At 64.0% G+C, this 11,712-nt stretch carries 9 protein-coding genes; all 9 read right to left on the bottom strand.

Features of this window, described 5'->3' with window-relative positions; translation table 11 throughout:
• Positions 1–45 precede the first annotated feature (45 nt).
• Complete coding sequence (locus ACSFC5_RS10815) at positions 46–813, bottom strand: enoyl-CoA hydratase/isomerase family protein (RefSeq protein WP_440765260.1); 768 nt, start codon at positions 811–813, stop codon at positions 46–48.
• Between the two features lie 189 nt (positions 814–1,002).
• A complete protein-coding gene (locus ACSFC5_RS10820; RefSeq protein ID WP_440765261.1) occupies positions 1,003–1,671 on the bottom strand; it encodes a helix-turn-helix domain-containing protein in 669 nt (222 codons plus the stop codon).
• 351 nt (positions 1,672–2,022) lie between these two features.
• On the bottom strand, positions 2,023–2,577 hold the full coding sequence (gene mobB / locus ACSFC5_RS10825) for a molybdopterin-guanine dinucleotide biosynthesis protein B (protein ID WP_440765262.1): 555 nt from the start codon (positions 2,575–2,577) through the stop codon (positions 2,023–2,025).
• 235 nt (positions 2,578–2,812) lie between these two features.
• A complete protein-coding gene (locus ACSFC5_RS10830) occupies positions 2,813–3,631 on the bottom strand; it encodes a TorD/DmsD family molecular chaperone (RefSeq protein ID WP_440765263.1) in 819 nt (272 codons plus the stop codon).
• Positions 3,632–3,633: 2 nt separating this feature from the next.
• Positions 3,634–4,833, bottom strand: coding sequence for a 4Fe-4S dicluster domain-containing protein (locus ACSFC5_RS10835; protein ID WP_440765264.1), 1,200 nt, complete (start codon positions 4,831–4,833; stop codon positions 3,634–3,636).
• Between the two features lie 16 nt (positions 4,834–4,849).
• The gene (locus ACSFC5_RS10840; RefSeq protein ID WP_440765265.1) at positions 4,850–8,377 is read right to left on the bottom strand and encodes a molybdopterin-dependent oxidoreductase; all 3,528 of its coding nucleotides are present in this window, start codon (positions 8,375–8,377) and stop codon (positions 4,850–4,852) included.
• A gap of 378 nt (positions 8,378–8,755) precedes the next feature.
• On the bottom strand, positions 8,756–10,072 hold the full coding sequence (locus ACSFC5_RS10845; RefSeq protein ID WP_440765266.1) for a P-loop NTPase: 1,317 nt from the start codon (positions 10,070–10,072) through the stop codon (positions 8,756–8,758).
• A 254-nt stretch (positions 10,073–10,326) separates the two neighbouring features.
• Entirely contained in the window at positions 10,327–10,635 is a 309-nt protein-coding gene (locus tag ACSFC5_RS10850; RefSeq protein WP_440765267.1) for a HalOD1 output domain-containing protein, read from the bottom strand.
• Between the two features lie 130 nt (positions 10,636–10,765).
• Positions 10,766–11,431, bottom strand: coding sequence for an MBL fold metallo-hydrolase (locus tag ACSFC5_RS10855; RefSeq protein WP_440765268.1), 666 nt, complete (start codon positions 11,429–11,431; stop codon positions 10,766–10,768).
• Between the last annotated feature and the right edge of the window lie 281 nt (positions 11,432–11,712).

Consider the following 11,712-nt stretch of genomic DNA (forward strand, 5'->3'; position numbering starts at 1 on the left):
CCGTATCGGATCCTATCGACGTCCGGATCCGACGTGTCGAGACGGTTACAAGTCGAACTCGGGATCGCGACCCTCGAGGAACGCCGAGACGCCTTCCTCGTGGGCTTCGGAAGTTCGGGCCTGGACCTGTAGGAGGTTCTCGTAGTCGAGGGCCTCCGACCAGTGGCGACCCATGTTCTCGTGCATCGCCTGTTTCATCATGCCGACGATCTCGGTCGGCCGGTTTCGAAGTTGCTCGACGGTCTCCTCGACGCGGTCGTCCAGTTCGTCGGCGGTCACCGTCTCGTTGACTAACTCGAGGTCCGCGGCCCGCTCGGCGCCGAAGAACTCGCCGGTGAACGCGAGTTTCTTCGCGGCGCGGAGACCGATGATGTGCGGGAGCATGAACGTCCCGCCGGTGTCGGGGATGAGACCGACGCGGACGAACGCACAGGAGAACGTCGCGTCCTCGGCGGCGTAGGCGATGTCCGCGAGCGCGACGACCGCCAGTCCGGCGCCGATGGCGTCGCCGTTGACCTTCGCGACGATCGGCACGGCGGACTCGAGCATCGCTTCGACGACCCGTCCGAAGCTGTCGGTGACCGATTCGTAGGCGTCCCGCGCCGAAGCCGGGCCCTCAGCCAGCGCCTGGAGGTCGCCGCCGGCGCTGAACGCGTCGCCCTCGCCCGTGAGGACGATCGCGTGGTGTTCCTCCGGCGCGGCGTCCTCGATCGTGTCGGCGAGCGTGACGGCGGTCTCTCTCGTCATGGCGTTGAGCGCACCCGGTCGATCGAACGCGATTCGCAGGATCCCGTCGTCGGTATCAACGTGCATAGCTCGACAGTGACTGGCGCGCGACATAACGGTACTCGTTCGCAGTCGCGGCGTCGGCCACCGACCGAGCGGTCGCTCGACGACTCTGTCTGGCGACGATTTCGCGTGAAAACATCGACTGCCGGAATGCCGGATGGCAGCCAGCGTCGTGCAGTCTCGAGCGATAGCTGTCGGCTACTGGAAGTCGGTTCAGTCGGACGGCATCGGCGGGGCGACGGTCTCGTCCTCGGAGACGTTCAGCTCCGAGGTGACGAGGGCGCGGTAGGCGCGGCGGAGTCGCTCGGAGAGCGCCTGGTGGGAGATTCCCAGCTCCTCCGAGAGCTCCTGCATCGACACCTCGCGCGGGATTTCGAAGTAGCCGTGGTCGATCGCCGCGACGAGCGTTTCGTACTGGCGAGCGGTGAGCCCACACTGGGAGTGGCTCTCCTCGGCCAGGTCGAACAGGCGAACGATCGTCGGTGCGACGTCCTCCTCGTCGAGTCGGTCGTAGAGCGAACTTACGCTCTCCCGGTCGGTGAACCGGATGCTCAGCAGCCACGTGCCGTTCGAGGCCGACGCGCTCAGGACCGTCCCCTTCTCTGCGATAACCAGATCGAAGACGTCGACGGTGTCCGGCTCGAACTCGATGTCGTACAGCCACCGGTCTTCGTCGCTGTTGATCAACGCGTAGCCACCGATCGCGGTGGCGTCGTCCAGTGCCTCCTCGACGGCGTCCTGTGACGGACCCGACAGCCAGAGACCGTGCCCGCTCGAGGCGATCACTCGCTCCATCTCGCAGGTGAGCGATGGGACGGCCTCGAACAGCTCGCCAGCGCCAGTTCCCGCCGCGGGAATCTCGATGTCTGCAATCGATGTCATGATTCTCAACCAATGCTACGACGACGATCCCAATAACCCCACTTCCAAAGGGATTAGCCGTGATGAAGACGAATTACAGTTTGAATTATTGCTTCCGAATGACAGACCTTCCTGGCTTGTTATCAGAATTCTGTCAGTGGTGCCGTGACGGTCTATATCGGGGTGTAGGGGGAACGTCGGACTAGCAGCAGTCCCGGTCGATTGGTCCGGGGCCTGATCGATCCTACCGGGTGGTCCCCCAGACCGCCGGTCCGGTCGACGCGTTTCCCGTCCTAGGAGGAGCGTCGTCGACCGCTATCCGCGTCCTGAACGGACCGTCGTTACCGATCGTCGCTCTCGAGGAACTCGTCTTCAAGTCCCGTCTCCGGGACGCTCGAGAACGGAAACGGGATCGAGCGAACGGATCGTCGCCACGAGGTCGTCGACGGCGTCCGATCCGCGACCGACGATTTCGCCGCCGACGGCGGACGGGTCGCGGTCACCGACGAGAATCGTCGGCAGGGGGGCCGCCGAGAAGCCCTCGACGACGACGAACGCGTAGCCCCGGCGCTCGAGGCGAGCGAGCGTGCTCGCGAGGGCTCGCAGTTCGGAATCGTCCACGTCGGCAACGTCGGTGCCGAAGACGTCGCTACCGTCGGGTGCGTCGGGTGGATCGCGCTTCCCGCGCGTGCTGATGTCGAAGGTGAGTTCGGGAGTAACGCCGACGACCGTTTCGGCACCCGCAGTTCGGTGGCGATGCGTATCGGTTCCGGGCGTATCGATCTCGATATCGTGATGAATCGACTTGACGGTCGCGACGCGCCCGTGCTCGGCCAGTTTCGGCACGAGGGTCTCGACGAGCGTCGTCTTGCCGGAATCGCTCGGGCCGGCCAGCGAGATAATTCGAGGCGAAGCGCCGTTACTCATGCGATAACGGCTCCGTACGGGAGCCGAATACAAGACACGTTCGAACGAACGAACCGAGGCCGATCCGGCCCGACTCGAGGACTCCAGTATCCACCTGTGAGCCGAGTACTGGCGACCGGTGCGGTCCGTTTTCGGACCGGAGAGCGATATTAGGAGTCGACCAGCGGATCGATGGCAAGCGACGGTCGGACTGAGGTGGCACGATGTCGGACTCGAGTGGCCGTCCCTCGGTCACTCAGTACGGGCCATCGCGGTCGCCTCGTGGCGGTTGGGGCTGGGTCGGCGGGTCCGATTGCTGTCCGGTAGCTGGCGACGGCGTCGATCCACAGGTTCCACAGCGGAAATCGCCCTCGTCGGTGTCGGTGAACCCCTCCAGCGGCGAGGGCGGCGTCTCGTCGAAGACGTCGGGTTCGACGTCGAATCGCTCGGCGTCGATTTCCACGAGTCGCTCGACCAGTTCCGCGAGCGTCCGGTAGAACGCCACGTCGCTTTCGTCCAGCACCGTCTCGGCGAACCGGGGTATCCAGCGACCGAGGTGATCCTCGAGGAAGTCACCCTGTGCGTTGGTGACGATATCGATGCCGTCTTGGTCCTCGTCGAGTTCGAGGGAGGCCGTCTGGAGCGAGAGGTACGAGAGGAACTCGAGTTGCAGGCAGAGGTGATCCGCCCGTTCCCGATTCGCTTCGGTTAGCGACAGCCCAAATGCTTTGTAGAACCCCGAGAGGTCCGCCAGCGTGTCCGTGCTGGTCACGAGGGTTCCGGGGGCGTACTCGATCTGGTACTGCTGGATCTCACCGCCTTCCTCGAAGCCGAACAGCGCCGCCCAGTCGGAGTAGCGGTCGTCGATTTCGTCCGGATCGGTCGGGGCGGCCTCGGCGACCGCCTCGGCTCGATCCCGGAGTTCGTCGTCCTCGAAGTGGGCGGCCGATTCGAGCAGTTGCTCGACGAACTCGCCGGAGACGAGGGCCGCCTCGAGTTCGTCGCCCGGGCGGTCGAACGCCAGCGACGCGAGGTTGTACAGTCGTGCGCGGTGGACGTGTGTGTCTGGAGTCATGGTTACGTGACGTCGAGTCGGTAGGCGTCGTTCTGTTCGTCGTAGTGTTCACGCTCGTACTGCGGTTCCTCCATCGGGACGCGAGCGACGGTCGAGCCGCTACCGTCGTAGCCGATCGCCTCGTCCTCGGTGACCTCGAACTCCTCGACGCGCCACTCGGTCGAGCCCATCAGGTGGAGCAGGCCGCGAAGCTTCCGGTGTTCCTCGTCGCCGCGTCGAGCGGCTTTGTAGGTCTCTTTGGCCGCCTCGACGCCGGGGCCGAACATCTGGTAGAGGTAGTCGTCGGGCACGTTGATCGGCGGCACGTAGTAGACGTTCGGCTCGAGGCCGAGCTGTGGGTACAGCGGCAGCGCGACCTCGGCCTCGTGGACCATGAAGTCGATCGGATTGGTCGGGTCCGCTTCATCCGGCGGGTTGATCCAGCCGTGCTGACGGATCTTGCCGAGGCAGTTCTCGAAACACTGCGGGACCATTCCCTCTTCGATCTTCGGGTAACAGCCGACGCACTTCTGTGAGACGTTCTCGGCGGGGTTGTAAACGGACTTACCGTACGGACAGGCCCGAACGCACTCCTGGGCCGACTGACAGCTGTCCTCGTCGATGAGGACGATACCGTCTTCGGTCCGTTTGTAGACCGCTTGGACCGGACAGCCACCGGCACAGGCGGCGAACGAGCAGTGGTTGCACACTCGCGGGAGGTAGAAGAACCACATCGGGTGGGTCTCCTCCTGCTCCGAGATGTGGGTGTCCGACTCGAACGACTCGCCTGCCGGCTCGTCCTCGCCGATGTTCGGATGCGCCCAGTCCTGATCGTCGGGGCGGTAGCCGACGATATCCTCACCGTGCATGTTGCCCAGATCGTCGTCGATCAGCATGTCGTCCCAGTCGACGTCGTTGGCCTCGAAGATCGTATCGCCCTCGTAGACGCCATCGGACCCCCATTCCTGGGTACCCAGCCGGTCGAGGACCTCCTGGTCCCACCCGATCGGGTGGGAGCCGTAGGGCTTGGTCTCGACGTTGTTCCAGAACATGTGCTCTTGACCCTCGCCGTGGGTCCAAGTGGTCTTACACGACATCGTACATGTCTGACATGCGATACACTTGTTGATGTCGAACACCGCGCCCCACTGTCGGTCCGGGCGGGATTCGGCGTACGGGAATTCCATCTCGCGTCCGATCTGCCAGTTGTATACTTCTGCCATTGGTGGTCACCTCGTGTTAGTCGTCGGATTCGCTCGCGAAGCCGCCGCTCAGGTACTGCTCCATTCGTTCGTTCTCGTTGGCGGGTCGGATCCCTTTCTCGTTGGGAGCCCACTCTCCGTCAGGCTCGCCATCCTCGTCTATGCCGCCGTCTTCGGCCTTCTCGATCTTGACGAACGCTTCCTTGGGTGCGCCGTTCGCACAGTGGACGTCCGCGGCGAACCCTTCGCCGATGTTCTGGCCGGCCATATCCTTGCGGGCCATACTGTCGGTCAGCCGGGTCGGCCGGAAGAACGACGTCGTCGCGCTCTGGTGGCCGCCGCTGCGGTAGAGGGACACGTAGTCGGTGTCCTCGGCTTTGGCCATCCCGTCGTCGCGCTCTTCCTGGGCCTCGTAGGTCTTGTGTGAGGTCTGGTTGACGTTCATCCAGCTCCGGGTGACGCCTTCGGGCAGTCCGGGCTGGTAGCGCACCCGCATCATCGCACGGGCGTAGTCGTCCTCGCCGTCCTCTGGATCGTAGCCGTAGTACGGCCGGTCCTGTGGGTCGGCGTCGACCCACACGTAGTCGCCGTCGGCGAAGCCTTCGTCGCGAGCGTCGCCCGGGTTCATCTCGATGTAGCCCTCGCCGTAGTAGGGCATCCGCTCGTCCTCGCGGTGCATGTCGCCGTAGTTGCCCCACCAGACGGCGATGTTCGGCAGGGAGTTCGAGAACGTGTGCGCGCCGTGGCGGTACTTCGGCGTCATGTAGATGTAGTCGTACCCCTCGGCGAGGTCGGACAGCGGGTGCGTGCTGTCGAGCAGTTCCGTCGGCGTCTTGACCACGTTTCGAACCTGACGTGCGTTCGTGTCCTCGGCGCTTTCGTCGTCCCACTCGAGGTCCTCGGGCGTGTCCGGCGTGATCACCGGACTGTCACTGTCGTCGACGAGGACGTTCGGTTCGTAGGGCGTCGAGTCCATCGGTTCGCGGTGGACGGGGATGTTCTCGCCGGCCTGCGTGAACTCCTCCTCCTCGCGGAAGAACTCCATCCGGCCGGTCTTCGTGTACCAGGGCTCGTCCTCCTGGATCTGCCGGCTGCCCACGTACTTGGGGTAGGTCCGGGACATGATCAGCGCGGGCGTTCCGTCGGCGGCGTCGTCCAGCAGTTCGTCGACGTCGTACCCCTTCGTCATGTTGGAGTGATCGAGGATCCGCTGGAGGTACGGTTTGGCCTTGTACTCGTCTTCGTCGATGAACTGCCAGTAGTCCTCGAAGCGGTCGTCGCCGGTGATTTCGGCGAGCTTCTGGGCGACCCCCTTGTAGTGTTGGGCGTCGTTGCGAGTGTTGTAGATCCGATCGATCCCGGACTCGGGCATCGTGATGACGAACGGGTTCGTCACGGAGGCCGTGATGTCGTGGACGTTGTGTTCGGCCCACGAGTCCGCCGGGAAGACGATGTCCGAGTACTCACAGGTCATCGTCCACCACCACTCGCTACAGAAGAACGACTCGATGCGCCCCGTTCGCAAGGCGTTCTCGATGATCTTGTAGGACCCTTTCGCGTTGCCGAGGAAGGAGTTCGAGCCGGCGATCCACACCGACTTCGTCGGCGTGTGCATGTGGGAGTCGCCCTGGAAGTACTCGCCTTCGACCTTCAGCGGCTCGTCCAAGTTGGCGTACCAGTGGGCCGACTGCATATCGAACCGCCCGTCGACCTCGGCGTCCTCGTCGGGATCGAGTTCGGGGTTGAAGGGATCTTCCTGGGTGTACTGCCAGACGCCGTTGAAGTACGCCGCCCGGTAGTTTCCGGCGTAGCTACCGATGTTGCCGCTGAAGCTCCCGACGTTCTGGGTCAGCGACGCAACCAGGAAGGCGGCCCGGTCCTTCAGATCTTGGTTCGTGTAGTGGTTCGGCCCCATCCCGGTCAGGATGAGCGTCTCCTCCTGATTGTCCGCGAGATCCTGCGCGAGGTTCTCGATCGCCTCGGGCGCAGTGCCGGTCACGTCCGACGTCGACTCCAGATCCCACGTCCCGCTCAGGTGCTCCTTGATCAGGTCGAAGACGGGACGGACCTCGACGGTCTCGCCGTCGGCGAGTTCGACCTCGAAGGTACCCTCGAGCGTCGCGGCGACGTCGAACTCGTCGCCGACCTCCTCTCGAGTGACCGTCTCGAGTTGGCCCGTCTCGTCGTCGCGGACCACGAAGTCGCCCCACTCCTGGCGCATCTCGTCGGTGATGACCTGCTCGTCGATATCCGTGATGTCGACGCCGGGACGTTCGCTGTCGTCGGCGACGGTGGCCGTCTTCTCGAGGTCGCCGAGTTCGTGGTCCTCGTCGACGTCGCTCGCGCGAAGGAACTCGCCTTCGTCCAGTCGGACCAGCATGGGGAGGTCCGTGTACTTCCGGACGAACTCCTCGTCGTACTGTTCTTCTTCCATGAGAATCCGCGCAGCACCGAGGAACAGCGCGGAGTCGGTCGCCGGGCGGACGATCGTCAGTTCGTCGCACTTCGAGGCCGTCGCGTTGTAGTCGGTGAAGATGCCCGTGATCTTGGTCCCTTTCAGCCGAGCCTCGGTCAGCCAGTGACAGTCGGCCATCTTCGTCGTCAGGAAGTTGATCCCACAGAGGATCACGTGGTCGGCGTACTCGACGTTCGCCAGGTCGAAGTCGACCGTCTGCTGGCCGGTGACCATCGGGTGACCCGGGGGTAGGTCGGTGTGGAACGAGTAGTTGTCAAGTCCGACCGCGCCGAGTGCGTCTTCCTCACCCGTGTCGCGAACGTAGTTGTCCAGTAGCGCCATGGAGTTCGCGTTCCGGTACTGCCCGAACAGTTTGATCGGGCCGAGCAGCGGCATCCCGCCGCGGAACTTCATCGACCGGACGCCGGCGCCCTGGGTCTCCTCGACGACGCGTTCGTCGTAGTCCTGGTCGAGCAGCGACTGCATCCCGCTCTCGCCGCTGTAGTGCTGGGCGATCTCGAGGAACGTCTCCGCGGCGATCTCGTAGGCCTCGTCGTGTTCGACCTCGATGAAGTCGTCCTCGCCGCGCTGGGCGTACTCCGCGGGCATCGATCCGTTATCGTCGCGCGGGAAACCGTCCTCGTACCACTCGAGGAATCCTTCGCGGATCATCGGGGCTTTCACGCGACGGTCGCTGTAGAACCGCTCGATCATCGCGAGGCCCTTGTTGCAGACCCGCGGATCCCAGCGACTGGTCGCCTGATTGCCGTAGAGGTCTTCGGCGTCGCCGAATCCCATCGACGGGCCCAGTCGCGTAATCTCGCCGTTCTTGACGGAGGCCTCGAGGTAGCAGTTGTGGGTGTCGTTTGGCTGGCACGTGAGCATGTAGGCGTCGTCGCGGTCCCACACGTCACGGTAGTGTTCTTCCCAGCCCTGATTGGGATACTCCTCGAAGGGATTCATCGGGCCGTCGTCGGCGTCGGTTTCGGTGTCGCCGGTCAGCCGTCGGAATCCGAGGAGTCCGAGTCCGGAGGCTCCCGCGACGCCCGCCGCCGCGGCACCGAGTTCTCGTCGGGTTAGATTCAGTCCGTCGTCGTCGGTTTCAGACATCGTCCCACCTCGTGCGTGCAAGCGGTCGATAGTCGGGGGGCGATACCGTCGCCCGCTCGTGCGGACAGCGCCGATCGATTGGGGGGTGTCCGTGTGCCATCACGGACGTAACTCGACGGGCCATCGGTTAACCAAAACCGCCTGTTCCCACCTGCTGGGGACAGTTCGCGGGAAATCCTGCGAATAGTGGGCTTTTATGACAGTGTCCAGAGTCGCCCCGAACGATGAGTCGACGATCTCACCGTAACCGGGAGCATGTAAGGGCCGTCAGTGCCAGTCTCGAGGGGTCCCCGAACTACACTACACTCGACGCCACGCTCGGCTCGAGTCCCGCTCACACGACAACTGAAAAAACGGGCTGTAAACCGATGGGGCCAGCTACGCCGGCGGCTCGGATGTCGACGGCGTCGCCGCGTCGCTTTCGGGCTCGAATTCGATGACCCAGCCGTCCCGTCCGAGATCGTCGATTCTCGATTCGGCGATCGACCGGCCGTCGGACTCGAGTGCCGTCTCCACGACCTCGACGAGCTCTTCCGGGTCGCCCCGCATCAGTACCGAGATTGTCGCGTCGCCGACGCCGAACTCGGCGACCGAGTGTCGCTGCACCGCAGCTGGTGGCAGCCCGCGCAGATCGACCGCGTCCTCGGGCACCTCGGGGCCGTTCGACCCCGCGAGGAACTCCCGGACGTCCGATGCGAGGGCTTCGATCGCGGCTTCCCCTGCCGTCGCCGGCTCGTCGAAATCGCTCGTCAACGGCTCCCGGAGCGACGGATCGAAGGGCACCGGCTCGAGCGATTCGTTTGCAACCTCAACCGAATTGATCTCGTCTCCGAGGGCTCGGCCGTCGCCCTCGTATGGGGACTCGAGGCCCTCCTCGTCGGTCGCGACCATGTTCGGAACGACGCCGATCGTCGGGACGCCGTAGGCTTCGAACAGCGCACCGGTTCGCTCGGCCGACCGAGTGCCGGCGCTGGTCGGCGTACTGACGAGCAGCGCGCCGTCGAGCGGCGCTTGCTGGACCAGCGTGGTCACGGCTTCGCCGATGCCCGGGGGGAGATCGACGAGTAACACGTCTCGGTCCGCCCAGACGGCGTTCCCGAGCAGGTCGGTGACGACGTCGTGGACCATCGCCCCCCGCCAGGCGACCGGCCCGTCCTCGGCGATCAGTTCGACGCTAATGACCTCGATCCCGTCCGCCAGTACGGGCATCGGACCGCCCGAGGGCGTCGACTGCACCGGCCCTTCGGCCTCGAGCAAATCCGGTGCGTCGGGGGCGTGAACGTTCGCGTCGAAGACGGCGACGTCCAGACCCGCCGCATCGAGCGCCCGCGCGAGCGAGACGGTCACCGTGGTCTTGCCGACGCCGCCTTTCGCGCTGCCGACGGCGATCAGCGAGTCGACGCCGGTGACTGGAAGCCCAGTCTCGGGTGCCTCCGCGTCGACGGCCTCGACGCGCGCGTGGTCGACCCCTTCGGTTGCGAGTCCGGCACCGTACAGCTGGTCGGTGATTCGAGTACCCAGCCGCTGATCGAGTCGGCCGAAGTTCACGACGAACGTGACGATGCCGTCCTCGACGATGACGTCCTCGAGCAGTTGCTCGCTGATCGGGTCGCCACCGGGAATCTGGACCTCCCGCACGCGGTCGACGACCGTGCGTCTGATTTCGTCGTCGGTCTCGGGTGGCTCGGCTGACATAGCTGATCGTTCGATCCGGAACGGTATTTCACCCGTCGGGAGTTCCCAGGCCGCGGGAAGACTACGCCCGGTACGTGGATGAGCACCGACGGCCCGCTCGTCGAAACGACGGTTCAATCGCCGAAGAATGGACGGAAGCAATCGACCGGAGCAACCAACCCGCACACACCCGCTCGGATAGCCGCGTTCAGTCGCACCGATCGCTCGTCGGCACCGACTCGAGGACTCGGTAGAACGCGGTTCGTGAGCGCTCCCTACGTTGGTGCGAGGTGATCGTCGTTGCGAACACAGACGCAGTCGTGGTGGGTGACGACGACTGTGTGATTGTCGGTCGTGAACTCGACGCTGACAGTACTCTCAGCTCCCTCCGCGTGAGTGAGGAGACTGTCCAGCGCTTCGGTCTCGACCTGTTCGTAGAGCGGATCGAGCTCCCTGATTGGGACGTTTTTCATCACAGATAATCCTCGCAAAATCATGCGTGTGACCGATTCCGATTCGTCACGCACGGTCCGAATCTCCACACGATCGTCGTCCGGCCGACGGCTGTGGTTGTGATGGACCATATCACTGCTCGTGACCGTTCGGAAAAGAGGCTTGTCCCAAATTGAGAGGGTATCAATTGGACACTCCACAGAGGCCCATATCGGCGAGGATCACCGTCAAAAACGCAGTACCACTGGTACTCTGGTGCGGTTAGAACAGTTCGACGCGGATGCCGTCGGACTCGAGTTCCGCGGCGAACGCCTCGGCGTCGGTTTCGATCGGCTCGAAGGTGTCGTAATGTTCCGGAAGTACCAGGTCTGGCTGGACGTTCCGAGCGAAGTCGGCGGCCTCGTGGCGATCCATCGTGAAGTGGCCGCCGATCGGAGGCACGAACACATCCGCTGTGATCGACTCGTGGTGCTCGAGGAAGTCCGTGTCCGACGGGAAGAAGATTGTCGTCCCCTCGAGGTCGAACAGGAGTCCGATCACTTCGTCCTCGGCGTGGAACGGGGAGCCGTCGTCGTCGACGTGCTCGCCGTCGGGGTCGTTGTAAGCCGGGACCGTTCGGACCTCGATGCCGTCCACGGTCAGTTCGCCCTCGTGGGGGAGGTCGACGACGTCGTACGAGAGGTCGCTCGCGTCGACAGCCTCGAAGACCGCGACCGTGACGTCGTCGCCGGCGACGGCCTCGATCGCCTCGGGATCGTAGTGATCGAAGTCGTCGTGGGTGACGAAGACGATATCGCCGTCGCCCGGTTCGTCGTCGAGAACCTCGCTCCACGGATCGACGTAGATGACTCGGCCGTCGTCGGTCTCGAGTCGCTTGCTCGCGTGGCCGATCCGTTCGAACGTGATACCCTCGTAGGTGATGGACATGGGTACTCGAGTGTACGCGGGTTTCAGCCTTATAGGCCGGTTATTCCGGCAGAAGAGGACATCTCATTCGGTGCGTTAACCGGAGACGCGATTCCCGCCGAATCGGCCCTCCACGTCAGCACAACTGTTTCATCCACCGCGTTAGTCGATAATTCGGCTAGTTCTGGGCTAACTGCTCGAGCAGCCGAGGCGTTGATACCCCTTCAATCGCTCGCATTCCAGCCAGAGACCGTTGTTCGACCCGTTCGAAAACTGCGACAGTTTTGGGAGGGATTACCGCG

The organism is Natronorubrum marinum (assembly GCF_052040125.1).
In the GTDB taxonomy this organism is placed as follows: Archaea; Halobacteriota; Halobacteria; order Halobacteriales; family Natrialbaceae; genus Natronorubrum.

What these genes read in the sequence shown, in the direction of transcription:
- ACSFC5_RS10850 (WP_440765267.1), bottom strand. Translation starts at nt 10,635, where the DNA reads ATGGTCCATCACAACCACAGCCGTCGGCCGGACGACGATCGTGTGGAG.
- mobB (WP_440765262.1), bottom strand. Translation starts at nt 2,577, where the DNA reads ATGAGTAACGGCGCTTCGCCTCGAATTATCTCGCTGGCCGGCCCGAGC.
- ACSFC5_RS10855 (WP_440765268.1), bottom strand. Translation starts at nt 11,431, where the DNA reads ATGTCCATCACCTACGAGGGTATCACGTTCGAACGGATCGGCCACGCG.
- ACSFC5_RS10845 (WP_440765266.1), bottom strand. Translation starts at nt 10,072, where the DNA reads ATGTCAGCCGAGCCACCCGAGACCGACGACGAAATCAGACGCACGGTC.
- ACSFC5_RS10815 (WP_440765260.1), bottom strand. Translation starts at nt 813, where the DNA reads ATGCACGTTGATACCGACGACGGGATCCTGCGAATCGCGTTCGATCGA.
- ACSFC5_RS10820 (WP_440765261.1), bottom strand. Translation starts at nt 1,671, where the DNA reads ATGACATCGATTGCAGACATCGAGATTCCCGCGGCGGGAACTGGCGCT.
- ACSFC5_RS10835 (WP_440765264.1), bottom strand. Translation starts at nt 4,833, where the DNA reads ATGGCAGAAGTATACAACTGGCAGATCGGACGCGAGATGGAATTCCCG.
- ACSFC5_RS10830 (WP_440765263.1), bottom strand. Translation starts at nt 3,631, where the DNA reads ATGACTCCAGACACACACGTCCACCGCGCACGACTGTACAACCTCGCG.
- ACSFC5_RS10840 (WP_440765265.1), bottom strand. Translation starts at nt 8,377, where the DNA reads ATGTCTGAAACCGACGACGACGGACTGAATCTAACCCGACGAGAACTC.